The following is a 23,219-nucleotide window of genomic DNA, read 5'->3' as shown; positions in this document are numbered from 1 at the left end:
AAACGTACTGTCCATGAATGCCGCAAAACGTCTGGAAATTTTCCGCAGGTTTCACGAAGACAACCCGGAACCGAAGACCGAACTGGCCTATTCCTCGCCGTTCGAATTGCTGATTGCCGTCATTCTGTCCGCCCAGTCGACCGATGTCGGCGTGAACAAGGCCACCGCCAGACTCTACCCGGTGGCCAATACGCCGGCGGCGATTCATGCCTTGGGCGTTGAAGGGCTGTCGGAATACATCAAGACCATCGGCCTGTTCAACAGCAAAGCGAAAAACGTGATCGAAACCTGTCGTTTGCTGGTGGAGCGTCATGGCGGCGAGGTTCCGCAGACCCGCGAGGAGTTGGAAGCGCTACCCGGCGTCGGCCGCAAGACCGCCAACGTGGTGCTCAATACCGCTTTTCGCCAACTGACCATGGCCGTGGACACCCATATTTTTCGGGTCAGCAACCGCACGGGCATTGCACCGGGCAAAAACGTGGTCGAGGTGGAGATGAAGCTGATGAAGTTTGTCCCCAAGCAATACCTGCTCGATTCACACCATTGGCTGATCCTTCATGGACGCTACGTTTGCCTGGCCCGCAAGCCTCGTTGCGGGAGCTGCCGGATCGAAGACCTGTGCGAATACAAGCAAAAGACCTCGGACGATTGAGGCGCTATTAGATTTATTGATCCATCGATTGAAAAAATCTTTTTTACCCGCCGGGAGTTTGTCGATATAAGGAGCGCCAAAGGCAGTCTTAGCCTGGAGTTGACTTTATGAGCACTGGCAAAGAGCAATTGGACGTAGAAGACGACTTCACACCCGTTGAGGCCGATGACGCTGAACCGGTGGTTGAAGTGGCAAAGACCAACCTGAGCAAACGCCGCACCATCGACAATCTGCTGGAGGAGCGCCGACTGCAAAAGCAATTGGCCGATTACGATTTTGACCTTTGACACCTGAAAGCCTCCCGAAACGGAGGCTTTTTACTGAGTGCCGCCCCCCCGATGAACGCCCTTTCATCGCGCCTCGTCAATCGCCAGTGCGTTCATACCAGTCCATTGCGTTGAGCGAGTTCGATCAGATCCACCAAAGAGCGAGCATTGAGCTTCAACAACAGGCGTGTCTTGTAAGTACTGACGGTTTTATTGCTGAGGAACATTCCATCGGCAATCTCCTTGTTTGTCTTTCCTCGAGCCAACTGTTGCAACACCATCATTTCGCGCCCGGACAGACGATCCACCATATCGGCTTCACTGGCATTCCCGAGACTGGAACGAACGGTGTGCAGCGCTTGATTCGGAAAGTAGCTGTAACCCGAAAGTACGGCCTTTATCGCACTGAGCAACTCAGTGAGATCCTGTTGTTTGCAGACATACCCGGCGGCTCCCGACTGCATGCAACGCATTGAAAAATGTCCGGGGGCCTGAGAAGTCAATATCAGCACTTTAAGAGGTATCGCCGTTGTTGTCAGACGCGCAATGACTTCCAACCCGTCCAGCTTCGGTATTCCAATATCCAGAATGACAATATCCGGCATAAGTTCGCGGGCAAGTTGTAACGCATCCACACCGTTATCTGTTTCTGCAATGACTTCGTAGCCATGACGCTCCATCAGCATACGTACCGCAAGACGAATGACGGGGTGATCATCCACGATCAGCACTTTATTCATGGGCAAGTCCAATTTCGCTGTTCGAATTTTTAGAGCCCGCACAATAGCCTAGTCGTTTCATCCGTGGCATGCCGGTCCCCTCGGCCACCCGCAGCGAGAGACATTCCCTACAAACAAGCAGGACATGTCTTACAAAAATCACACGAGTACTGTGTGTCTTAAATTTTACCGACCCGTCGGCACGGTGCTTTTAAACCTGTTTTCGTATCGATTTACATCAGGAAATCAAAGAAACCAGAGGCTGGCCGAAGCATCCGACAAACGCTGACGATTGAACTACGCTTAAAAAGTAACCGATATTGTCAGGCGAGCATTCACACCCGCTCATTAAAACCCAGACCTTCCAACTAAAACCATTACACCAGGCAACACTTCAGAAACAGCAATCAACCCTGCACTTATTAAATCAAGAACAACAAAAATACCCGAGACGCAAACAATACAGCTACTATGATAACCGTTAACAAACCCATTAAAAGGACACCACCAAAACAGTAGACCTCCCTCCCAAACACAGCGACTTACCAAAAACCGGAACCTCTCCATAAATTGATCGAGAACAGACAATCTTTCATGAGCAAACAACATGAACAAATTCAAAACAAGAATTTCCAACCCCATGACAATCATTGCGATATTCGCAACACTGTCTGAAACTTCAGCTGCTATTTCTCTTCCCTTTCTCGACAATAAGGAACGGGAGATCTATATCTGGTTTCTTATCAGCTTCCCCTTTTACTTGCTCTTTCTATTCTTCGTCACACTCAACTTCAACTATCGATCGCTTTACGCGCCCTCTGATTTTGAGAAAGGTAAGCACTTCATCAAGGCCATGGCCGATGCCGATTACTCGCAAGTCAATACACCCGAGCATTTGGAGCCCCCCTTACGCGCAACGGTGTTGCTAAAGGATCTGCACATTGTCGATGCTCGATGGATGAACAACAAAATGGATTTCAATACCTTGATGGAAAAGGTCCAGCAACCACAGGAAAACCCTGCGCGCGTGATCGTGTTTCTAACGTGTACTGATTCAGAGGCGTTGCTGAAGGAAGGCGCACACAAGCATTCGAAACAAACAAAGAAACGCAACAGCACTGCGTTCTGGGTTGCCTACAATTTGAGCTCACATGGCATGACGACGATGGCTTGAGCGCCAATAGCAGAAGACAGCTCTCGAAGGGCAATCGGAGAGCAAAGCAGACGAAAGCTTATTTGTAACAACAACAAGAAAGTTGAAACATGATACCTGGCAGGAAAAATCCCTCTTTCAGAATTGTGGCCTTGTCACCGACAAGGCCACATTTCCATTACCTTCGTGGCCGCTTCAAAGGTCTCAGAACAGCTTCCGGCCTTTGTTCGCAGCAATGCGCATGCGCAAGGCGTTGAGCTTGATAAAGCCCGCCGCATCGGCCTGGTTGTAAGCGCCGCCGTCTTCTTCGAAGGTCGCGATGTTGGCATCGAACAACGATTCGTCAGACTTGCGACCGGTGACGATCACATTGCCCTTGTACAGCTTCAGGCGCACAACGCCGTTCACGTGAGCCTGGGACGCATCGATCATCTGTTGCAGCATCAGACGCTCTGGGCTCCACCAGTAACCGGTGTAGATCAGGCTGGCGTATTTAGGCATCAGCTCGTCTTTGAGGTGAGCCACTTCGCGGTCCAGGGTGATCGATTCGATCGCACGGTGAGCGCGTAGCATGATGGTGCCGCCAGGGGTTTCGTAGCAACCACGGGACTTCATGCCCACGTAACGGTTCTCGACAATGTCGAGACGGCCGATACCGTGTTCGCCACCGATACGGTTCAGGGTCGCCAGCACGGTGGCCGGGGTCATTTCGACGCCGTCCAATGCAACGATGTCGCCGTTGCGGTAGGTCAGTTCCAGGTACTGCGCCTTGTCAGGAGCCTTCTCCGGGGAGACGGTCCATTTCCACATGTCTTCTTCGTGCTCAGTCCAGGTGTCTTCCAGCACGCCGCCTTCATAGGAGATGTGCAGCAGGTTGGCATCCATCGAATACGGGGATTTTTTCTTGCCGTGGCGCTCGATCGGGATGTTGTGCTTTTCAGCATAATCCATCAGCTTTTCACGGGAGAGCAGGTCCCATTCACGCCAAGGGGCGATCACTTTCACGCCTGGCTTGAGTGCGTAGGCGCCCAGTTCGAAACGAACCTGGTCGTTACCCTTGCCGGTGGCACCGTGGGAAATGGCGTCAGCGCCGGTTTCGTTGGCGATTTCGATCAGGCGTTTGGCGATCAACGGACGAGCGATGGAAGTACCCAGCAGGTACTCGCCTTCGTAAACGGTGTTGGCGCGGAACATCGGGAAAACGAAATCGCGCACGAATTCTTCGCGCAGATCGTCGATGTAGATCTCTTTCACGCCCATGGCCTGAGCCTTGGCGCGTGCAGGTTCGACCTCTTCGCCCTGACCCAGGTCAGCGGTAAAGGTCACCACTTCACAGTTATAAGTATCCTGCAGCCACTTGAGGATCACCGAAGTGTCCAGGCCGCCGGAATACGCCAGAACGACCTTGTTTACGTCCGCCATGCCATCACTCCACGGGGTTCTACGGAAAGCCGTGAAGTCTACCGGTCATACGGAATAATTTACAGAGGCGCGACAGCTTATGACGACGAAGCGACAGATTCTGTCGAGCGAGCGACGATGACCGGCGAGTCAGGAAGTAGCCGGTGTGCTGCCCGTAGCGACTTGAGGCGCGACTTTCTCGGTCGGCGCTACCCGTTCCAGGCGCACGGCGACCCGGCGATTTTTCGCGCGGTTGCTGGCGTTGGTGTTCGGCGCCACAGGGTAGCGCTCACCGTGAAAACGCAGGGTGATCTGCGATTCCTGGATGCCATTGGCCTTGAAATAGTCCATCACCGCCAACGCCCGGCGGCGTGACAGCTCGCGGTTGGTCAGGCGGTTGCCGCTGTTGTCGGAGTGCCCGTCGAGTTCAATGTGATTGACCGTCGGATCCGCCTTCATGAACTCCAGCATCACCTGCAACTGCGCCTTGGCTTGCGGATCGAGATCAACGCCTTCACCCGGGAAGCCGATCTCGGACTGTTTGACCTGCTCGAAATTCTTCGGCAGCAGTTTCGCCACGCAGCCCTGATAGTCGTTGAAGGCCTTGCTGAACTTGACCGGCAACAAGCGCACTTCAGAGACGCGGCCATCGCCAGAGGAATGTCGGATGACAGGACTGCGGCCGTCCATCAACCCGCTGATCAGGCGCCCGGCCTGAACTTGCGAACTGTTGAACAACACGTTGCCGCTGCCGATTCTCACCGAACCCAGGTTGATGTCGCCACGTCCCGGTTGCCACGGTGCAGCGGCCGCCAGCAGGGTCGCTGAACCGCCGCCGATCATCGCGTTGTAAGCTTTGAGACGAAACGTCGCCTGTTCGCCGGCGCGGCGCACGAATTCACCCGAACCGAAATCGGTGATCGGTTGAGTCAGGCGGCATTCGAACTTGTCACCTTCGACCGTCCACTCGATGCTCTCCAGACGTGTCTGGAAAGTGAGCGCCATCGCAGGGAGGCTGGCAAACACACTGAGCAAGGCTAAATAACGCTGGCGCACGGGAGGCTCCACTGGCTTCTACAACAAAAAGACCGACACACATATTTCCGGCATACCTGTTGGATATCGGAAGCTTCCTGCAAAACTTGATAGCGAGTGCCTGAGAGAGTCTTTTCCGGTAGCATTCCCCAGAGTTTGACCCGCCTGGAATCCCCTCATGTCCGACCGCCTGACCCTGCTGCGTCCCGACGACTGGCATATTCATCTTCGCGATGGTGCTGTGTTGACCAATACCGTTGCGGATGTCGCGCGCACCTTTGGTCGCGCCATCATCATGCCCAACCTGGTACCTCCGGTGCGTAACGCCGCTGAAGCCGACGGCTATCGCCAGCGGATTCTCGCTGCACGTCCGGCCGGCAGTCGTTTCGAACCGTTGATGGTGCTGTACCTGACCGACCGCACCCAGCCCGACGAAATTCGCGAGGCCAAGGCCAGCGGATTCGTTTACGCCGCCAAGCTGTACCCGGCCGGCGCGACCACCAACTCGGACTCGGGTGTCACCAGTATCGACAAGATCTTCCCTGCACTTGAGGCCATGGCCGACGTCGGGATGCCCTTGCTGATTCACGGTGAAGTCACCCGCGGCGATGTCGATGTGTTCGACCGCGAAAAAATCTTCATCGATGAGCACATGCGTCGTGTGGTCGAGCGTTTCCCGACGCTCAAAGTGGTGTTCGAACACATCACCACCGCGGACGCCGTGCAGTTCGTCAATGAGGCTTCGGCCAACGTTGGCGCAACCATCACCGCGCATCACCTGCTGTACAACCGCAATCACATGCTGGTGGGCGGGATTCGGCCGCACTTCTATTGCCTGCCGATCCTCAAGCGCAACACCCATCAAGAAGCCCTGCTCGACGCCGCCACCAGCGGCAGCGACAAGTTCTTCCTCGGCACCGACTCCGCGCCCCACGCCCAGCACGCCAAAGAAGCGGCCTGCGGCTGTGCCGGTTGCTACACCGCTTATGCGGCAATCGAGATGTACGCCGAAGCCTTTGAACAACGCAACGCGCTGGACAAGCTCGAAGCCTTCGCCAGCCTCAACGGCCCGCGCTTCTATGGCCTGCCGGTAAACACCGATCGCATCACCCTGGTCCGCGATGAGTGGACCGCCCCAACCAGCCTGCCATTTGGCGAGCTGACCGTAATCCCGCTGCGCGCCGGTGAAAAACTGCGCTGGCGCCTGCTGGAGGAACACGCGTGAGTGAAGACCATTTCGACGACGAACAGGACGGTCAAGGCGGCGGAGGTGGTTCGCGCCACCCGATGGCTGAGCGCTTCCGTGGGTACCTGCCAGTTGTTGTCGACGTTGAAACCGGCGGTTTCAACTCTGCCACTGACGCCCTGCTGGAAATCGCCGCGACCACGATCGCCATGGATGAAAAAGGCTTTGTGTACCCCGATCACACCTATTTCTTCCGTGTCGAACCTTTTGAAGGCGCGAACATTGAAGCGGCTGCGCTGGAATTCACCGGGATCAAACTCGATCACCCGCTGCGTATGGCGGTGAGCGAAGAAACGGCCCTGACCGATATTTTCCGTGGCATCCGCAAGGCCCTGAAAGCCAACGGCTGCAAACGGGCGATTCTGGTCGGGCACAACAGCAGCTTCGATCTGGGTTTCCTCAACGCCGCTGTCGCGCGCCTGGACATGAAACGTAACCCGTTTCATCCCTTCTCCAGTTTCGATACCGCGACCCTCGCTGGCCTGGCTTACGGTCAAACCGTGCTGGCCAAGGCTTGCCAGGCGGCGGACATCGACTTCGACGGTCGTGAGGCTCACTCGGCGCGCTACGACACCGAGAAGACGGCCGAGCTGTTCTGCGGCATCGTCAATCGCTGGAAACAAATGGGCGGCTGGGAAGACTTCAACGACTGATGTGGGAGCGAGCCTGCTCGCGATGCAGGCGACGCGGTTTAACATGAAGATCGCGTCATCGTTCATCGCCAGCGAGCCGGCTCCTACAGAGACCTGCGTTTCTTCCGCCTATAAAAAAACCGGCCTCAGCGGCCGGTTTTTTTATGCCTCGAACGTGCCTTACAGCGCAGCAGCGTGCTCGGTCAGGTAAGCCGCGACGCCTTCGGTCGAAGCGGTCATGCCTTTGTCGCCTTTTTTCCAGTTGGCAGGGCAAACTTCGCCGTGCTCTTCGTGGAATTGCAGAGCGTCGACCAGACGGACCAGCTCTTCAATGTTACGGCCCAGCGGCAGGTCGTTGATGATCTGCGAACGGACAACGCCTTTGTCGTCGATCAGGAACGCGCCACGGAAAGCCACGCCGCCTTCGGACTCAACGTCGTAGGCCTTGGCGATTTCGTGCTTGATGTCGGCAGCCATGGTGTAACGGACTTCGCCGATACCGCCATTGTTGACCGGGGTGTTGCGCCAGGCGTTGTGGGTGAAGTGCGAGTCGATCGAAACGGCGATCACTTCAACGTTGCGTGCCTTGAAGTCAGACATGCGGTTGTCCAGAGCAATCAGCTCGGACGGGCAAACGAAGGTGAAGTCCAGTGGGTAGAAGAACACCAGGCCGTATTTGCCTTTGATGGCCGACGACAGGGTGAAGCTGTCTACGATTTCGCCATTGCCGAGGACGGCAGGTACGGTGAAGTCGGGGGCTTGTTTGCCTACGAGTACGCTCATGGAATATCTCCTGGTCTATATATCGTGAAGAACTGGGTTCGCGTCAGCCTGCCACCCTCAGGCGACAGCCCTGTGACACGACCCCCTTCGCAAGGACCGACCATCATACACGGCGTTTTTGAGCTGTCCTCAACGGTTTTTCATCGGCGCAACAAATTGGCCATCGCAGCAGGTAATGGCAGATGCCTGGATGAAAACCGTTCGTCAGTCATACGCGCTTATAACGCAAAGCTTTCAGAAACCACTTTGACAATCATTCTCGTTAACATTAAGATCCATCGCAACTGAGTCACCACCAGCGACGGTTCTTAGCTTATGTATGTCTGCCTCTGCACTGGCGTCACCGACGGTCAAATCCGCGATGCAATCTATGAAGGTTGCTGCAGCTACAAAGAAGTTCGTCAGGCCACCGGCGTAGCCAGCCAATGTGGTAAATGCGCCTGCCTTGCCAAGGAAGTGGTGCGTGAAACCCTGACCAAATTGCAATCGGCCCAGGCTGCGATTCCGTTCCCAGTAGAATTTACTGCCGCGTAATTACCCTATTCCAAAGAACCGGACTTGATGTCCGGTTTTTTTATGTCTGGAAATCAACTGCTTACGCTCTAGACGCGGAACACAAACATTCTTATTCCGATTAATTTTCATTTAAGTTTCAATAACTTAGGTTTGACACTCTTAGTTGTGCGGCTCAAACTCTGGCTTATTGACAGCTAATACAGGGCAGGACCCCATCATGAAAGGCGACATTACAGTCATCCAACATCTCAACAAGATCCTTGCCAATGAGCTGGTCGCGATCAATCAATACTTTCTGCATGCGCGCATGTACGAAGATTGGGGTCTGAACAAGCTCGGCAAGCACGAATACCACGAATCCATCGACGAGATGAAACACGCGGACAAGCTGATCAAGCGCATCCTGTTCCTCGAAGGCCTGCCGAACGTCCAGGACCTGGGCAAGCTGCAGATCGGCGAGCACACCCAGGAAATGCTGGAGTGCGACCTGCGTATCGAAAAAACCGGTCATGCCGACCTCAAGGTTGCCATCGCTCATTGCGAAACCGTGGGTGACTTCGGTAGCCGTGAATTGCTCGAAGATATCCTTGAGTCCGAAGAAGAACACATCGACTGGCTGGAAACTCAATTGGGCCTGATCGATAAAATCGGTCTTGAGAACTATCTGCAATCGCAGATGGGTGAAGAGTAAGTTAGCGCCCGCTAAACTCGAGACAATAAAAAGCCCCGCACTCTTTTACAGAGGCGGGGCTTTTTAATGCCTACAGAGACGGAATCAGGCTTCGGTCTTGTTGGCAGCAGCCTTTTCAACAGCAGACTTGATCGTGGCTTGCAGCGAACCATCAGCCGACATTTCAGTCATGATGTCGCTACCGCCGACCAGCTCACCACCGACCCACAGCTGCGGGAAGGTTGGCCAGTTGGCGTATTTTGGCAGGTTGGCGCGGATTTCCGGGTTCTGCAGGATGTCCACGTAAGCAAACTTTTCACCACATGCCATCACGGCCTGCGCGGCTTTCGCGGAGAAGCCACACTGCGGGGCATTCGGCGAACCTTTCATGTAAAGCAGAATGGTGTTGTTAGCAATCTGCTCTTTAATCGTTTCGATGATATCCATGAAGCACCTCGGCTGAACTTTCCGACTCAGAGGTCGGCACGGTGGCGCATTGTAACGGAAACCCGAGCGCCATGCTCGGTCTCCCCGACAGACACAATCAAGCCGCCGCCACCGTCACCGGAACACCGTTCAACGCCGCATTCCCCGACAACTCGTCGAGCTGACATTCATCGGTCAGGTCATTGGCGCTGGAGCCCGGTTGACTACTGGCGATCGTCATCTGCACGCCTGGGCGTGCATGCCCCCAACCGTGAGGAAGGCTGACCACGCCTTTCATCATGTCCAGGCTGGCGACCACTTCCACTTCGATCACGCCGACCCGCGAACTGACCCGCACACGCTGCCCGTCACCGAGTCCACGGCTAGCCAGGTCATCCGGATGCATCAACAATTGATGGCGCGGCTTGCCCTTCACCAGCCGGTGATAGTTGTGCATCCACGAGTTGTTGCTGCGCACATGGCGACGACCAATCATCAGCAATTCGTCGGCAGCCGGTGCTTGCAGTGCGGCGAAGCGGGCAAGGTCGGCGAGAATCGCAGCCGGCGCGGCCTGGACTCGCTGGTTGGCGGTTTTCAGGCGTGGCGCCAGGTTTGATTTGAGCGCGCCCAGATCGACACCGTGCGGGTGATCGAACAGCGTCGCCAACGAAAGCTTGTGCTCCGAGGCATCACCATACAGCCCCATCCGCAACCCACGATCAATCATCTGCGCCGGTGCGATAGTCGGTTTCAGCTCCTTGCCGGTCTTCGCCGCAAAAGCCTGGGCCAGGCCGACAAAGATCTCCCAGTCATGCAACGCGCCTTCTGGTTTCGCCAGAATCGCCCGGTTGAAACGGGTGACGTTGCGCACCGCGAACATGTTGAACGTGGTGTCGTAGTGATCGTTTTCCAGTGCCGAAGTCGACGGCAGGATCAGGTCGGCATAGCGCGTGGTTTCATTGATGTACAGGTCGATGCTGACCATGAACTCCAGCCCGTCCAGCGCCTGCTCCAGTTGCCGGCCATTGGGTGTGGACAGCACCGGATTGCCGGCCACGGTGATCAGCGCGCGGACCTGCCCTTCCCCGCCCGTCAGCATCTCTTCCGCCAGGGCCGACACCGGCAATTCGCCGCCGTATTCAGGACGCCCGGACACGCGGCTTTGCCACAGATTGAAATGCCCGCCCGACGTCGAGGCCACCAGATCCACCGCAGGTTCGGTGCACAACGCACCGCCGACGCGGTCGAGGTTGCCGGTGACCAGGTTGATCAGTTGCACCAGCCAATGACACAGCGTGCCGAAGGCCTGGGTCGAGACGCCCATCCGGCCATAACAGACCGCTGTCGGCGCCGCCGCGAAATCCCGGGCCAACTGACGAATCTGTTCTGCCGGCACCGCACACAAGGGGCTCATGGTGTCGGCAGTGAATGTGGCGATCGCCTGACGGACTTCATCCAGACCGTCTACCGGCAGATGGCTGTCGCGGGTCAGGCCTTCGGCGAACAAGGTATTGAGCAGCCCGAACAACAGCGCCGCATCGCCACCGGGGCGCACGAACAGATGCTGATCGGCCATCGCTGCTGTTTCGCTGCGACGCGGATCGACCACCACCACTTTGCCGCCCCTGGCCTGAATCGCCTTCAGGCGCTTCTCCACATCCGGCACGGTCATGATGCTGCCGTTGGAGGCCAGCGGATTGCCACCGAGGATCAGCATGAAATCGGTGTGGTCGATGTCCGGAATCGGCAGCAGCAGACCGTGGCCGTACATCAAATGGCTGGTCAGGTGATGAGGTAACTGATCGACCGAGGTCGCGGAAAACCGGTTTCGGGTTTTCAGCAGGCCCAGGAAATAATTGCTGTGGGTCATCAAGCCATAGTTGTGCACGCTGGGGTTGCCTTGATAAACCGCCACCGCATTCTGCCCGTGATGCTCCTGAATCGCCGCCAGGCGTTCGGCGACAAGGCTGAAGGCGTCATCCCACTCAATAGGCTGCCATTCGCTGCCCACTCGCAACATCGGCTGACGCAGGCGATCCGGATCGTTCTGGATGTCTTGCAGGGCAACCGCCTTGGGGCAGATGTGCCCACGGCTGAACGTATCCAGCGGGTCGCCCTTGATTGAGGTGATCTGCACGCCATTGCCTTCGACCTCGGAGGTCTCGATGGTCAGGCCGCAGATGGCTTCACACAGGTGGCAGGCACGGTGATGGAGAGTCTTGGTCATGGCCAGTCTCTTTTGTTCTGGGCGGGCAATATCGGCCGCGGGAACAAAACTATGGCGCGTGACCCGCGACTGCGCCAGCGACGTTCGTCTTGTGAATCGGCGACCATCAGGCCAGCCGATGGCCGCGCACGATCAGTTCGGCGGCAACCTGGGCGGCGGCGCCTGCAACTGGATCTCCTGAATGGTTTCGATCTGTTCCTGGGCGATATGTACGCCGGTGAGCTCGCCGATCAGTCGCCAGTGCTCGTCGAGCCCGGTGCTGATGGTTGCCATGCGATCGATCATGCGTCGACCGGCCGCCTTGGTCACTTCGTCTTCACTGCGCATCAATTCGAAGGACATCGACGTCATGGAAGCGGTGAGGTGGGTCAAGGAGCGGGCCGTGAGGCCAAGTAAATCCATTAACAGCTGTTCTTTCGATTCCATTCCGAAGGCTTCCTGCGTCACTCGTGAGTTAGTTATAACCCAGCACTTTGCATTAGCAAATGTTTCATCCAGGACACGGTGACCGCCGGCGCCTTGAACAACAGACAAGACACGAAACGACCTCGTCAAAACATGCGTTCGACCGCACAGACAGGCTCACTGAGGCTGAGAAATCTTCGACGTCTTCTTTTTAAGCGGTGAGGCCAGTGCCGTCCATATTCCGCCAACCGCCAGCCAAAGCATCACGCCGGACCCGATCAGGATGATAGCTTTCTGGTTTGCCAGGATGCCCAACTGATGAGGCTCGGCTTGATAGACCTGCAAAGCAATATCAATGACGCTCACCACCGTGAACCACGCCACCACCAGGGCAGCGCCATGCTTCAGGTCCGGCGTCGATCGCGCGAGCAACGAAGCCCCCAGGTAGATTCCAGTTGCGACCAATCCCCCCACTACCAAAAACTGGGTCGAATCAATCTGCAATCGCGTCATCCCTGAAATTCTTCACGCCGATAAAAGCGCCGACGATGGCGCCAACCACTGCGCTCGGAACACCTGGGTAAATCGTGCTTGCAATAATTGCGAAGCCCATGACCGTAGAAATGACAGCCATGTCGAAGGCCGGCGAAACACGACGAAGACGTGTCAGGCCAGTGTGTCTGGGTTTATTGATCGCCATACAGCGCTCCCTCCCTGGGAGGGTTTGACTTTACGCAGTCGAGAATCCGCAATGGGGCGGATAATACCTGAGCGCAGTCCGATACCCGGCACCCGAAAACGTAACAGCAAACAACTCCGCGAGCTTGTAAGGGGCCCGGAGACCGCAGTTCAGCCGGTCTTCCATTCTTCGCCGGATAGCGAGCCGGATCACGGCATTGATTGCAATCGAGCTTCGGCACCGTGTACAAATGCTGCTCTCAAGCTTGCAACGCGGATCGCGTTGTAACGCTTGAAACATGTTGGAAGCCGAAAAAAAGCCTCCTATTGGAAAAACGCGACATTTAATGTCAATATCGCGCCTCCCCCTATTTCGTCGCCCCGTGCGGCTTACGCCGCAGGTCTCGCCCGTTTTTCAGTTAAACAAGGCTTTGAGTATCTGCGGTCCGTTGCAAAAGGTAGTCAATGATGAGCGCAAGGCACTTTCTCTCCCTGATGGATTGCACGCCCGAAGAGCTGGTCAGCGTGATCCGTCGAGGCGTTGAGCTCAAGGACCTGCGTAACCGCGGCGTACTGTTCGAGCCTCTGAAAAACCGCGTACTCGGAATGATTTTCGAGAAGTCCTCGACCCGTACCCGTATTTCGTTCGAAGCCGGCATGATCCAGCTCGGCGGCCAGGCCATCTTCCTGTCGCCGCGCGACACGCAACTGGGCCGTGGCGAGCCGATCGGCGACTGCGCCATCGTGATGTCGAGCATGCTCGACGCCGTGATGATACGTACCTTTGCCCACAGCACCCTGACCGAATTCGCCGCCAATTCACGCGTGCCGGTGATCAATGGCCTGTCCGATGACCTGCACCCATGCCAGTTGCTGGCCGACATGCAGACGTTCCTCGAACATCGCGGCTCGATCCAGGGCAAGACCGTGGCCTGGATCGGCGACGGCAACAACATGTGCAACAGCTATATAGAAGCGGCGATCCAGTTCGACTTCCAGCTGCGCATCGCTTGCCCTGAAGGTTTTGAGCCCAATCCTGAGTTTGTGGCCAAGGCCGGCGATCGCGTGACCATCGTCCGCGATCCGAAGGACGCCGTGCGTGGCGCCCACCTGGTAAGCACCGACGTCTGGACCTCCATGGGCCAGGAAGAAGAAACCGCCAAGCGCCTGAAGCTGTTCGCGCCGTTCCAGGTGACCCGCGCCCTGCTCGACCTGGCGGCCGAGGATGTGCTGTTCATGCACTGCCTGCCGGCCCACCGTGGCGAGGAAATCAGCCTCGACGTGCTTGATGACAAGCGCTCCGTCGCCTGGGACCAAGCGGAAAACCGTCTTCACGCACAAAAGGCCCTGCTCGAGTTTCTCGTCCCGCCTTCGTATCACCACGCATGAGCCATCCATTACTGCTCAACCTGCGCAACCTCGCCTGCGGCTATCAAGACCAGCGCGTCGTGCAGAACCTCAACCTGCATTTGAATGCCGGTGACATCGGTTGCCTGCTGGGCTCCTCGGGCTGCGGCAAGACCACCACGCTACGGGCGATTGCCGGTTTCGAACCGGTGCACGAAGGTGAAATCACACTGGCGGGCGAGACCCTCTCACGCCCCGGTTTCACCCTCGCCCCGGAAAAACGCCGGATCGGCATGGTGTTCCAGGACTACGCACTGTTTCCGCACTTGAGCGTGGCCGAGAACATCGCCTTCGGGATCCGCAAGCACCCGCAAAAGGATCGCGTCACCGAAGAATTGCTGGAACTGGTCAACCTGAAGAACCTTGGCAAGCGCTTCCCGCATGAGTTGTCCGGTGGTCAGCAGCAGCGTGTCGCACTGGCCCGCGCACTGGCACCGGAACCGCAATTGCTGTTGCTCGACGAACCCTTCTCCAACCTCGATGGCGAACTGCGGCGCAAGCTCAGCCATGAGGTGCGCGACATTCTCAAGGCCCGTGGCACCAGCGCGATTCTGGTGACCCACGACCAGGAAGAAGCCTTCGCGGTGAGCGATCACGTCGGGGTGTTCAAGGAAGGTCGGCTGGAACAATGGGACACGCCCTACAACCTGTACCACGAGCCGCTGACGCCATTTGTGGCCAGCTTCATTGGCCAGGGTTATTTCATTCGCGGCCAGCTGAGCAGCCCCGAGTCGGTGCAGACTGAATTGGGTGAGTTACGCGGCAATCGTGCCTACACCTGGCCCGTGGGCGGTGCGGTGGACGTGTTGCTGCGCCCTGACGATATTGTTTATGCACCCGACAGCGGTTTGAAGGCGCGGATTGTCGGGAAGTCGTTCCAGGGGGCGTCGACGTTGTACCGTTTGCAGCTGCCGACCGGGGCGCAATTGGAGTCGATTTTTCCGAGCCACGCTGACCATTTGGTGGGTGCAGAGGTTGGCATACGTGTCGCGGCTGAACACCTTGTGTTGTTCCAGGCATCGGGCAGCACGGCGGCGCAGATTCCGACTGTAGAGTCCGGTGTCCGCCGCTACGCCACCGCCAGCTGATACGACGCGGACAAAAATGTGGGAGCGGCTTGCTCGCGAAAGCGGTCTGTCAGTCAACATCATCATTGACTGACACAATGCCTTCGCGAGCAAGCCCGCTCCCACATTAGATTTTTGATTAACCGAGCATCAGCGTTCCGCTCGCAACCAGCGTCGCCTTCCCGCCAATCTTCACCCGATCCCCTTCCAGCCTGCAGAACAACTCCCCGCCTCGCTTCGAGCATTGAAACGCGGTGAGGCTCGACTTGCCCAATCGCCTCGACCAATACGGAATCAAACTGCAATGGGTCGAACCGGTCACCGGGTCCTCATTAATACCGATCGCCGGAGCGAAGTACCGCGACACAAAATCATGCTTGCCGCCCTTGGCCGTGACGATTGCGCCAGGCCACGGCAGTTTGGCCAGGGCAACCATGTCTGGCTGACAATCGAGCACAGCCTGCTCGGATTCCAGCACGACAAACAACTCATTTGAACCCAGCACATCGACCACTTGGACGCCCAAGGCGCGTTCGACATCCAGTGTCACACCCACTTCAGACGGCACAATGGCCGGGAAATCCAGCCACAGGCTCCCACCCTCACGGCTCACACTCAACGGGCCGGACTTGCAGATGAAATCCAGGCGCTCGACGGGCTCCTTATAGATTTCAAACAACACATATGCGCTGGCCAGGGTCGCATGACCGCACAACGGCACTTCAGTCGTCGGGGTGAACCAGCGAATGTGCCAGCCCTGCCCTTCGCGCACCACGAAGGCGGTTTCGGCGAGGTTGTGCTCGGCGGCAATCTTCTGCATCAACTCATCGGCGAGCCAGGCCTCAAGCCGATACACCATCGCCGGGTTGCCACTGAACGGCCGATCACTGAACGCATCGACTTGATGAAACTCAAGCTGCATAACCTTCTCCCTGATTCAGGCGCGGCCAATATCGGCGAACGTTGCCTGAGTGTGCTCGGCCAGCACCGCCGGCGCCATTTCAACTTCCAGACCACGCCGACCGGCGCTGACGAAAATGGTCGCAAAGGGCTGAGCGGAATTATCGATAAACGTGCGCAAGCGCTTCTTCTGCCCCAACGGACTGATCCCGCCCAACAGATAACCCGTCGCACGTTGCGCAGCGGCAGGATCGGCCATTTCGACTTTTTTCACGCCCGCCGCATGAGCCAGGTGCTTCAAGTCCAGACTTCCGACGACCGGCACCACCGCCACCAGCAACTCACCTTTCTCACTGGCAGCCAGCAGCGTCTTGAACACTTGCTCCGGGTTCAGCCCCAGTTTCTCCGCAGCCTCCAGCCCATAGGACGCGGCCTTTGGATCATGTTCATAACTGTGCACGCGATGTTCGGCTCGAACTTTTTTCAACAAATCCAATGCGGGGGTCATGGCAGCTCCAGACTGGGCGGCAGTAGAAAAATCCTGCGCTGGATTCTAGGACATTGATCGGTAAAAGGCTCTATTGCACCAATGTTTCAACGGTTTGGCAGCGCCGCCTGCCGCTCGTCCGTGATCGGCCCGCCGCGTGAACGATACGATCATTCACGTGACTAATAGTTGAATTGTGACTGACGGTTCACTTTCGACCTTTGACAGCAGCGTTTCTTGTCTATATTTTTTCGAATCTGAATACTGTACGAATGTGTCATCGCAGCACCCAGTAGCAGGCCGAGAACAGAATGGGGATTCTGCCTCGGTGGAAAACGCGCTTTGGCCATGATGAAAGAAGCGCCAGACAACAACAAAAACGAGGTTTTCAATGACAACTGCTTTACAACAACCGTCGCTCTCAAGCCAATGCATGGCCGAGTTTCTGGGCACTGCACTGCTTATCTTTTTCGGTACCGGTTGTGTTGCCGCGCTCAAGGTCGCGGGTGCCAGCTTTGGCCTGTGGGAAATCAGCATCATCTGGGGCGTCGGCGTGAGCATGGCGATCTACCTGACCGCCGGGGTGTCCGGGGCTCACCTCAATCCCGCCGTGAGCATCGCACTGAGCATTTTCGCCGACTTCGAAAAACGCAAACTGCCGTTCTATATCCTCGCTCAAATAGCTGGCGCGTTCTGCGGCGCATTTTTGGTCTACACGCTGTACAGCAATTTATTCTTCGATTTCGAACAAACTCACCATATGGTCCGTGGCACCCAGGCCAGCCTAGAATTGGCGTCGGTGTTCTCCACCTTCCCCAACCCGGCCCTGTCCACCGCCCAGGCTTTTCTGGTTGAAGTGATCATCACCGCCATCCTGATGGGCGTAATCATGTCCCTGACCGACGACAACAATGGTCTGCCAAAAGGACCGCTGGCACCGCTGCTGATCGGTCTGCTGATCGCCGTAATTGGCAGCTCGATGGGCCCGTTGACCGGTTTCGCGATGAACCCGGCGCGTGATTTCGGTCCGAAGCTGATGACTTTCTTCACAGGCTGGGGTGAAATTTCCCTCACCGGCGGCCGCGATATCCCATATTTCCTGATTCCGATTTTTGCACCGATTGTCGGTGCCTGCCTCGGCGCTGCCGCGTATCGCGGGCTGATTGCCCGTCATCTGCCCAGTGCCATACCTGCTACAAAGGACGCAACACCGGCCATTGACGGCAAACCAAGAACTTCTTGATACCGTAGGCGCGTGATCCTGCCCAAAAGATCGCGCGCCGGACCTCTCTCCCTTTTTTCGTCCAAGGCAATCGACATGACCGACACTCAGAATAAGAACTACATCATTGCCCTCGATCAGGGTACGACCAGCTCCCGCGCGATCATTTTCGACCGCGACGCGAACGTGGTCTGCACCGCCCAGCGCGAATTCGTCCAGCATTACCCGCAAGCCGGTTGGGTCGAACACGACCCGATGGAAATCTTCGCCACCCAAAGCGCCGTGATGGTCGAGGCCCTGGCTCAAGCCGGCCTGCATCACGACCAGGTCGCGGCCATCGGCATCACCAACCAGCGCGAAACCACCGTGGTCTGGGACAAGACCACTGGCCGCCCGATCTACAACGCGATCGTCTGGCAGTGCCGCCGCAGCACCGAGATCTGCCAGCAGCTCAAGCGCGACGGCCACGAGCAATACATCAGCGAGACTACCGGCCTGGTCACCGACCCGTACTTCTCCGGCACCAAACTCAAGTGGATCCTCGACAACGTCGAAGGCAGCCGCGAGCGTGCGCGCAACGGCGAATTGCTGTTCGGCACCGTCGACAGCTGGCTGATCTGGAAATTTACCGGCGGCAAGGTGCACGTCACCGACTACACCAACGCCTCGCGCACCATGCTCTTCAACATCCACACCCTGGAGTGGGACGCGAAGATGCTGGAGGTGCTGGATATTCCGCGCGAGATGCTGCCGGAAGTGAAGTCCTCGTCGGAAATCTACGGCCACACCAAAAGCGGCATCGCCATCGGCGGTATTGCCGGCGATCAGCAGGCTGCACTCTTCGGCCAGATGTGCGTCGAGCCGGGTCAGGCGAAAAACACCTACGGCACCGGCTGCTTCCTGCTGATGAACACGGGCGACAAAGCCGTGAAATCCAAGCACGGCATGCTCACCACCATCGCATGCGGCCCACGTGGCGAAGTGGCTTACGCGCTCGAAGGCGCAGTGTTCAACGGTGGCTCGACCGTTCAGTGGCTGCGTGACGAACTGAAGATCATCAACGACGCCCACGACACCGAATACTTCGCGAACAAGGTCAAGGACAGCAACGGCGTGTATCTGGTGCCAGCCTTCACCGGCCTCGGCGCGCCCTACTGGGACCCGTATGCCCGTGGCGCTCTGTTCGGCCTGACCCGCGGCGTGCGTGTGGATCACATTATTCGTGCAGCCCTGGAGTCGATTGCCTACCAGACCCGCGACGTGCTGGACGCCATGCAACAGGATTCCGGCGAACGTCTGAAATCCCTGCGCGTGGACGGCGGCGCGGTTGCGAACAACTTCCTGATGCAGTTCCAGGCCGACATCCTCGGCACTCAGGTCGAGCGTCCGCAAATGCGCGAGACCACCGCACTGGGCGCCGCGTACCTGGCAGGCCTGGCGTGTGGTTTCTGGGGCAGCCTGGATGAGCTGCGCGGCAAGGCGGTGATCGAACGCGAATTCGAACCGACCCTGGACGAAACCGCCAAGGAAAAACTCTACGCCGGCTGGAAAAAAGCCGTCAGCCGCACCCGCGACTGGGAACCGCATGAAGGCGCTGAATAAGCTAACAACAGGGTTGTAACTGGTCGGGAGCAGATTCCTGCGGCATCATGGGCAAATTTTGCACGGCAGCCAAAGGAAGCCCCATGAATCTGCCTCCCCGTCAGCAGCAAATCCTCGAACTGGTCCGCGAACGCGGCTATGTCAGCATCGAGGAAATGGCTACGCTGTTCGTCGTTACACCGCAAACCATCCGCCGCGATATCAATCAGCTCGCGGAAGCCAATTTGTTGCGTCGCTACCACGGCGGCGCAGCCTACGATTCCAGTGTCGAAAACACCGCCTACGCCATGCGCGCCGACCAGATGCGCGATGAGAAGCAGCGTATCGGTGAAGCCATTGCGGCTCAGATCCCGGATCACGCCTCGCTGTTCATCAATATCGGCACCACCACCGAATCGATTGCCCGGGCGCTGCTCAACCACAACCACCTGAAAATCATCACCAACAACCTGCACGTGGCCTCAATGCTCAGCGCCAAGGACGACTTCGACGTTCTGCTGACCGGTGGCAATGTGCGGCGCGACGGTGGTGTGGTCGGTCAGGCGAGTGTCGACTTCATTAACCAGTTCAAGGTTGATTTCGCCCTGGTCGGCATCAGCGGTATCGATGAAGACGGCAGCTTGCTGGACTTCGACTATCAGGAAGTGCGGGTGTCCCAGGCGATCATCGCCAATGCCCGGCAGGTGATTCTGGCGGCTGACTCCAGCAAATTCGGGCGCAACGCCATGATTCGCCTGGGGCCGATCAGCCTGATTGATTGCCTGGTCACCGACCAACAACCATCGCCAGCGTTGGCGCAGCTGTTGAGTCAGCACAAGATTCGGCTGGAAGTCGTTTAACGCCTTCATATCTTCGTCGTTCATACCGATGCCATCGCGAGCAAGCTCGCTCCCACAGAGATTGCGCATAACCCTGTGGGAGCGAGCTTGCTCGCGATAGCAGTCGCACAGGTAACACACCCTCCGCGGCATACCGCACATCTAAATGTTCGTAAATTTTCCTTTCCCGGCCCTTCGATCAGTATTTTCAATCGAAGTTGACTGGCTGTGGGCGACTTTATGGGCTACCATTTTCGCAAATGAACATTAATGTTCGAATTCAAATACAGAAAATCAAAAGTGCCCGAGGCCAGCCGATGCCCACTTCTACCTTGCCTACGCCCCCTCTCGCTGAGGTCTACGACATCGCCGTCATCGGTGGTGGGATCAATGGCGTGGGGATCGCAGCGGATGCCGCCGGTCGCGGCCTTTCGGTGTTCCTTTGCGAAAAAGATGACCTGGCCAGCCACACTTCGTCGGCCAGCAGCAAGCTGATCCACGGTGGCTTGCGCTACCTCGAACATTACGAATTCCGCCTGGTGCGCGAAGCCCTCGCCGAACGCGAAGTGCTGCTGGCCAAGGCGCCGCACATCGTCAAGCAAATGCGCTTCGTGCTGCCGCACCGTCCGCACCTGCGTCCAGCCTGGATGATCCGCGCCGGACTGTTCCTGTATGACCACCTCGGCAAGCGGGAAAAACTCGAAGGCTCGAAAAGCCTGAAGTTCGGTCCGGACAGCCCGCTGAAAAGCGAAATCACCAAAGGCTTCGAATACTCCGATTGCTGGGTCGACGATGCGCGCCTGGTGGTGCTGAACGCCATGGCTGCCCGCGAGAAAGGCGCCCACGTTCACACCCAGACCCGCTGCGTCAGCGCCCGTCGCACCAAGGGCCTGTGGCATTTGCACCTGGAACGCGCCGATGGCAGCCTGTTTTCGATCCGCGCCAAAGCGCTGGTGAATGCCGCCGGCCCTTGGGTCGCCAAGTTCATTCGTGATGACCTGAAGATGGAATCGCCCTACGGCATTCGCCTGATTCAGGGCAGCCACCTGATCGTGCCGAAACTGTATGAAGGCGAACACGCGCACATTCTGCAAAACGAAGATCAGCGCATCGTCTTCACCATTCCGTACCTCAATCACTTCACCCTGATCGGCACCACCGACCGCGAGTACACCGGCGATCCGGCCAACGTGGCGATTACCGAAGGCGAAACCGATTACCTGCTGAAAGTGGTCAACGCCCACTTCAAGAAGCAGATCAGCCGCGACGATATCCTGCACAGCTATTCCGGCGTTCGTCCGCTGTGCAACGACGAATCCGACAACCCGTCGGCCGTCACCCGCGACTACACCCTGGCACTGTCGGGCACCGGCGAAGAAGCGCCGTTGCTGTCGGTGTTCGGCGGCAAGCTGACCACCTACCGCAAACTGGCCGAGTCGGCGCTGGCACAACTGGCGCCGTACTTCACGCACATCAAGCCAAGCTGGACCGCCAGCGCCAGCCTGCCGGGCGGCGAAGACATGACCACTCCGCAGGCGCTGAGCTCGCTGATTCGCGACAAGTTCGACTGGGTTCCGACTGAAATCTCACGCCGCTGGGCGACCACCTATGGCAGCCGTACCTGGCGCATGATGGAAGGCGTTCAGAACCTCAGCGACTTGGGCGAACACATCGGCGGCGGTCTCTACACTCGCGAAGTCGATTACCTGTGCAGCGAAGAGTGGGCCACCACCGCCCATGACATTCTGTGGCGCCGCAGCAAGCTCGGCCTGTTCACCACCCCGGCTGAACAGCAGAAACTGGCGGACTACCTGAGCAAGGTCGAGCAGAACCGCAGCAAGATCGAAGCGGCCTGATCGCAATCCGCTTGAACGAAAGCCCCTGAATCTCACGATTCAGGGGCTTTTTTGCAGGGGCTCATTGCGCCAGATGCAGCAGCAGGAAATCAATGAACGCCCTCGATTTGTGGGGCAGATGCGGGCTGTTGGGGAACACCACGCTGACGGACTGCGAGGGCAGCGAATAGTCGGGCAACAGACGGATCAGCCGCTCGCTGGCGATGTCATCCTTGACCACCCAAGCGGGCAGCACCGAAACACCCAGCGACGACAACGCCATGGAGCGGATGGCCGTGGATGAGTTGGATTCATACTGATTGATCCCGTTGATCTCGACAGTCCCCAATTGTGGATGGCGCAACGTCCACTGGGTCGGTGCCTGCAAGTTGCTGTTGGCAATCCACGGCAGCGAATTCAGGTCCTGAGGATTTTGCACCGGGTGACGCGCAAGAAACGCCTCGGTAGCCACCAGGACAATTTCATAATCCGCCAGTTTACGGCTCTTGAATGCCGAGTCCGCCAAGTTGCCCAAACGGATAACCAGGTCTAACTTTTCCGCCACCAGGTCATTGAGTGACGAGTTAAAGTTATAACAGAGTTTTATCTCCGGGTAGCGCTCTATGAATTGCGGAATCAACGGCAGAATATACGCCTCACCGTACTCACTGGTGGAACTGAAGCGCAACTTCCCGGAAACTCGGTTATGCCCTTTTAATACATTATCAAAGGCGTTATCGATGTCCGCGACAATACCTTTGAACTCTTCATAAAAGTCCTGACCGATTTCGGTGAGGGATATATTTCGGGTATTTCTAATCAACAGCGTCGCTGACAGTACGTCCTCCAGCGCCTTGACATGCAGGCTGGCCATGGCTTTGCTGATGCTCAGGTAATTGGCCGCCTTGGTGTAAGAACCAAAATCGACCACCGCCAGAAAAGTCTGGACCCGATTAAGATGGGTGTGCATAGCAATATGGCTCACTGTTAAATCCTGTCAAACATTGTTTCAAGGATAGTCGTATCGACAGCTCAAGTCCACCGCCCCTATGCTTTGCGGCAAAGGGGAAAC

General features: G+C 57.2%; 25 protein-coding genes. 13 read left to right on the top strand and 12 right to left on the bottom strand.

Translation table 11 applies throughout. The annotated features are described in order from the left end of the window. The first annotated feature begins 13 nt into the window (after positions 1–13). Both nth and K0F88_RS06355 read left to right on the top strand, forming a co-directional pair. Positions 14–652 (top strand): endonuclease III, encoded by a 639-nt coding sequence (gene nth / locus K0F88_RS06360; RefSeq protein WP_219094598.1) that lies wholly within the window; start codon positions 14–16, stop codon positions 650–652. A 107-nt stretch (positions 653–759) separates the two neighbouring features. Beyond that, complete coding sequence (locus K0F88_RS06355) at positions 760–939, top strand: PA3496 family putative envelope integrity protein (protein ID WP_007898493.1); 180 nt, start codon at positions 760–762, stop codon at positions 937–939. A gap of 92 nt (positions 940–1,031) precedes the next feature. Here K0F88_RS06355 and K0F88_RS06350 read toward each other — a convergent pair whose 3' ends face one another. Next, a complete protein-coding gene (locus tag K0F88_RS06350; RefSeq protein WP_094470908.1) occupies positions 1,032–1,658 on the bottom strand; it encodes a response regulator transcription factor in 627 nt (208 codons plus the stop codon). A 586-nt stretch (positions 1,659–2,244) separates the two neighbouring features. Here K0F88_RS06350 and K0F88_RS06345 point away from each other — a divergent pair. Beyond that, the gene (locus tag K0F88_RS06345) at positions 2,245–2,811 is read left to right on the top strand and encodes a hypothetical protein (RefSeq protein ID WP_094470907.1); all 567 of its coding nucleotides are present in this window, start codon (positions 2,245–2,247) and stop codon (positions 2,809–2,811) included. 183 nt (positions 2,812–2,994) lie between these two features. Here K0F88_RS06345 and K0F88_RS06340 read toward each other — a convergent pair whose 3' ends face one another. Continuing rightward, complete coding sequence (locus K0F88_RS06340; RefSeq protein WP_007898502.1) at positions 2,995–4,212, bottom strand: argininosuccinate synthase; 1,218 nt, start codon at positions 4,210–4,212, stop codon at positions 2,995–2,997. Positions 4,213–4,341: 129 nt separating this feature from the next. Continuing rightward, the gene (locus tag K0F88_RS06335; RefSeq protein WP_219094597.1) at positions 4,342–5,247 is read right to left on the bottom strand and encodes an OmpA family protein; all 906 of its coding nucleotides are present in this window, start codon (positions 5,245–5,247) and stop codon (positions 4,342–4,344) included. A gap of 157 nt (positions 5,248–5,404) precedes the next feature. Between K0F88_RS06335 and pyrC the strand changes: the two genes are divergently transcribed. Both pyrC and rnt read left to right on the top strand, forming a co-directional pair. Next, positions 5,405–6,451, top strand: coding sequence for a dihydroorotase (gene pyrC / locus K0F88_RS06330; RefSeq protein ID WP_219094596.1), 1,047 nt, complete (start codon positions 5,405–5,407; stop codon positions 6,449–6,451). After that, a complete protein-coding gene (gene rnt / locus K0F88_RS06325; RefSeq protein ID WP_008155580.1) occupies positions 6,448–7,125 on the top strand; it encodes a ribonuclease T in 678 nt (225 codons plus the stop codon). Before pyrC ends, rnt begins: the two co-directional genes overlap by 4 nt. A 159-nt stretch (positions 7,126–7,284) precedes the next feature. On the opposite strand, the gene K0F88_RS06320 is transcribed toward rnt, so the two are convergent. Next, the gene (locus K0F88_RS06320) at positions 7,285–7,887 is read right to left on the bottom strand and encodes a peroxiredoxin (RefSeq protein ID WP_128605461.1); all 603 of its coding nucleotides are present in this window, start codon (positions 7,885–7,887) and stop codon (positions 7,285–7,287) included. Positions 7,888–8,202: 315 nt separating this feature from the next. Here K0F88_RS06320 and K0F88_RS06315 point away from each other — a divergent pair, with 315 nt between their 5' ends. Further along, a complete protein-coding gene (locus K0F88_RS06315; RefSeq protein ID WP_007943567.1) occupies positions 8,203–8,421 on the top strand; it encodes a bacterioferritin-associated ferredoxin in 219 nt (72 codons plus the stop codon). A 199-nt stretch (positions 8,422–8,620) separates the two neighbouring features. Next, complete coding sequence (gene bfr / locus K0F88_RS06310) at positions 8,621–9,094, top strand: bacterioferritin (RefSeq protein WP_010457685.1); 474 nt, start codon at positions 8,621–8,623, stop codon at positions 9,092–9,094. Positions 9,095–9,178: 84 nt separating this feature from the next. Here the strand turns inward: bfr and grxD are convergent, their stop codons facing one another. The 5 genes from grxD to K0F88_RS06285 form a co-directional block, all read right to left on the bottom strand. Further along, positions 9,179–9,520, bottom strand: a complete 342-nt coding sequence (gene grxD / locus K0F88_RS06305) for a Grx4 family monothiol glutaredoxin (RefSeq protein ID WP_219094595.1) — start codon at positions 9,518–9,520, stop codon at positions 9,179–9,181. A gap of 97 nt (positions 9,521–9,617) precedes the next feature. Continuing rightward, a complete protein-coding gene (locus K0F88_RS06300; RefSeq protein WP_219094594.1) occupies positions 9,618–11,726 on the bottom strand; it encodes a molybdopterin oxidoreductase family protein in 2,109 nt (702 codons plus the stop codon). Positions 11,727–11,858: 132 nt separating this feature from the next. Beyond that, positions 11,859–12,152: a hypothetical protein gene (locus tag K0F88_RS06295; RefSeq protein ID WP_077749897.1), complete on the bottom strand. Its 294-nt coding sequence runs from the start codon at positions 12,150–12,152 to the stop codon at positions 11,859–11,861. A 156-nt stretch (positions 12,153–12,308) separates the two neighbouring features. Further along, positions 12,309–12,644: a hypothetical protein gene (locus K0F88_RS06290; RefSeq protein WP_094470899.1), complete on the bottom strand. Its 336-nt coding sequence runs from the start codon at positions 12,642–12,644 to the stop codon at positions 12,309–12,311. After that, positions 12,625–12,831: a hypothetical protein gene (locus tag K0F88_RS06285; RefSeq protein WP_094470898.1), complete on the bottom strand. Its 207-nt coding sequence runs from the start codon at positions 12,829–12,831 to the stop codon at positions 12,625–12,627. The genes K0F88_RS06290 and K0F88_RS06285 overlap by 20 nt, the downstream gene beginning before the upstream one ends. Positions 12,832–13,277: 446 nt before the next feature. Here K0F88_RS06285 and argF point away from each other — a divergent pair, with 446 nt between their 5' ends. Then, entirely contained in the window at positions 13,278–14,198 is a 921-nt protein-coding gene (argF, locus tag K0F88_RS06280; protein ID WP_219094593.1) for an ornithine carbamoyltransferase, read from the top strand. Further along, complete coding sequence (locus tag K0F88_RS06275; RefSeq protein WP_219094592.1) at positions 14,195–15,304, top strand: ABC transporter ATP-binding protein; 1,110 nt, start codon at positions 14,195–14,197, stop codon at positions 15,302–15,304. Before argF ends, K0F88_RS06275 begins: the two co-directional genes overlap by 4 nt. A gap of 118 nt (positions 15,305–15,422) precedes the next feature. Here K0F88_RS06275 and K0F88_RS06270 read toward each other — a convergent pair whose 3' ends face one another. Together K0F88_RS06270 and ybaK are read right to left on the bottom strand one after the other, a co-directional pair. Next, on the bottom strand, positions 15,423–16,205 hold the full coding sequence (locus K0F88_RS06270; protein WP_094470895.1) for a PhzF family phenazine biosynthesis protein: 783 nt from the start codon (positions 16,203–16,205) through the stop codon (positions 15,423–15,425). A gap of 15 nt (positions 16,206–16,220) precedes the next feature. Continuing rightward, the gene (ybaK, locus tag K0F88_RS06265; protein WP_219094591.1) at positions 16,221–16,691 is read right to left on the bottom strand and encodes a Cys-tRNA(Pro) deacylase; all 471 of its coding nucleotides are present in this window, start codon (positions 16,689–16,691) and stop codon (positions 16,221–16,223) included. 370 nt (positions 16,692–17,061) lie between these two features. Here ybaK and K0F88_RS06260 point away from each other — a divergent pair, with 370 nt between their 5' ends. The 4 genes from K0F88_RS06260 (at position 17,062) to glpD (ending at position 22,168) form a co-directional block, all read left to right on the top strand. Next, entirely contained in the window at positions 17,062–17,913 is an 852-nt protein-coding gene (locus tag K0F88_RS06260; RefSeq protein ID WP_219094590.1) for an MIP/aquaporin family protein, read from the top strand. Positions 17,914–17,988: 75 nt separating this feature from the next. After that, a complete protein-coding gene (glpK, locus tag K0F88_RS06255) occupies positions 17,989–19,494 on the top strand; it encodes a glycerol kinase GlpK (RefSeq protein ID WP_219094589.1) in 1,506 nt (501 codons plus the stop codon). A gap of 83 nt (positions 19,495–19,577) precedes the next feature. After that, positions 19,578–20,333: a DeoR/GlpR family transcriptional regulator gene (locus tag K0F88_RS06250; protein ID WP_219094588.1), complete on the top strand. Its 756-nt coding sequence runs from the start codon at positions 19,578–19,580 to the stop codon at positions 20,331–20,333. 296 nt (positions 20,334–20,629) lie between these two features. Then, a complete protein-coding gene (glpD, locus tag K0F88_RS06245; protein ID WP_219094587.1) occupies positions 20,630–22,168 on the top strand; it encodes a glycerol-3-phosphate dehydrogenase in 1,539 nt (512 codons plus the stop codon). Between the two features lie 61 nt (positions 22,169–22,229). Here the strand turns inward: glpD and K0F88_RS06240 are convergent, their stop codons facing one another. Further along, entirely contained in the window at positions 22,230–23,117 is an 888-nt protein-coding gene (locus K0F88_RS06240) for a LysR family transcriptional regulator (protein ID WP_094470889.1), read from the bottom strand. Between the last annotated feature and the right edge of the window lie 102 nt (positions 23,118–23,219).

The sequence above is a fragment of the Pseudomonas sp. UMAB-40 genome, from assembly GCF_900095275.1.
Lineage (GTDB): Bacteria > Pseudomonadota > Gammaproteobacteria > Pseudomonadales > Pseudomonadaceae > Aquipseudomonas > Aquipseudomonas mandelii_B.
Note: the sequence above shows the minus strand (reverse complement) of the source record. Positions and strands in the feature narration are given on the sequence as shown.

Bases quoted from the DNA above. Each gene is read 5' to 3' on its own strand.
- grxD (WP_219094595.1), bottom strand. From the start codon at position 9,520: ATGGATATCATCGAAACGATTAAAGAGCAGATTGCTAACAACACCATT.
- K0F88_RS06295 (WP_077749897.1), bottom strand. From the start codon at position 12,152: ATGGAATCGAAAGAACAGCTGTTAATGGATTTACTTGGCCTCACGGCC.
- K0F88_RS06285 (WP_094470898.1), bottom strand. From the start codon at position 12,831: ATGGCGATCAATAAACCCAGACACACTGGCCTGACACGTCTTCGTCGT.
- K0F88_RS06350 (WP_094470908.1), bottom strand. From the start codon at position 1,658: ATGAATAAAGTGCTGATCGTGGATGATCACCCCGTCATTCGTCTTGCG.
- K0F88_RS06355 (WP_007898493.1), top strand. From the start codon at position 760: ATGAGCACTGGCAAAGAGCAATTGGACGTAGAAGACGACTTCACACCC.
- K0F88_RS06240 (WP_094470889.1), bottom strand. From the start codon at position 23,117: ATGCACACCCATCTTAATCGGGTCCAGACTTTTCTGGCGGTGGTCGAT.
- nth (WP_219094598.1), top strand. From the start codon at position 14: ATGAATGCCGCAAAACGTCTGGAAATTTTCCGCAGGTTTCACGAAGAC.
- K0F88_RS06315 (WP_007943567.1), top strand. From the start codon at position 8,203: ATGTATGTCTGCCTCTGCACTGGCGTCACCGACGGTCAAATCCGCGAT.
- K0F88_RS06320 (WP_128605461.1), bottom strand. From the start codon at position 7,887: ATGAGCGTACTCGTAGGCAAACAAGCCCCCGACTTCACCGTACCTGCC.
- K0F88_RS06250 (WP_219094588.1), top strand. From the start codon at position 19,578: ATGAATCTGCCTCCCCGTCAGCAGCAAATCCTCGAACTGGTCCGCGAA.
- K0F88_RS06340 (WP_007898502.1), bottom strand. From the start codon at position 4,212: ATGGCGGACGTAAACAAGGTCGTTCTGGCGTATTCCGGCGGCCTGGAC.
- K0F88_RS06345 (WP_094470907.1), top strand. From the start codon at position 2,245: ATGAACAAATTCAAAACAAGAATTTCCAACCCCATGACAATCATTGCG.
- glpK (WP_219094589.1), top strand. From the start codon at position 17,989: ATGACCGACACTCAGAATAAGAACTACATCATTGCCCTCGATCAGGGT.
- K0F88_RS06260 (WP_219094590.1), top strand. From the start codon at position 17,062: ATGACAACTGCTTTACAACAACCGTCGCTCTCAAGCCAATGCATGGCC.
- K0F88_RS06300 (WP_219094594.1), bottom strand. From the start codon at position 11,726: ATGACCAAGACTCTCCATCACCGTGCCTGCCACCTGTGTGAAGCCATC.
- K0F88_RS06290 (WP_094470899.1), bottom strand. From the start codon at position 12,644: ATGACGCGATTGCAGATTGATTCGACCCAGTTTTTGGTAGTGGGGGGA.
- pyrC (WP_219094596.1), top strand. From the start codon at position 5,405: ATGTCCGACCGCCTGACCCTGCTGCGTCCCGACGACTGGCATATTCAT.
- ybaK (WP_219094591.1), bottom strand. From the start codon at position 16,691: ATGACCCCCGCATTGGATTTGTTGAAAAAAGTTCGAGCCGAACATCGC.
- K0F88_RS06270 (WP_094470895.1), bottom strand. From the start codon at position 16,205: ATGCAGCTTGAGTTTCATCAAGTCGATGCGTTCAGTGATCGGCCGTTC.
- K0F88_RS06275 (WP_219094592.1), top strand. From the start codon at position 14,195: ATGAGCCATCCATTACTGCTCAACCTGCGCAACCTCGCCTGCGGCTAT.
- glpD (WP_219094587.1), top strand. From the start codon at position 20,630: ATGCCCACTTCTACCTTGCCTACGCCCCCTCTCGCTGAGGTCTACGAC.
- bfr (WP_010457685.1), top strand. From the start codon at position 8,621: ATGAAAGGCGACATTACAGTCATCCAACATCTCAACAAGATCCTTGCC.
- argF (WP_219094593.1), top strand. From the start codon at position 13,278: ATGAGCGCAAGGCACTTTCTCTCCCTGATGGATTGCACGCCCGAAGAG.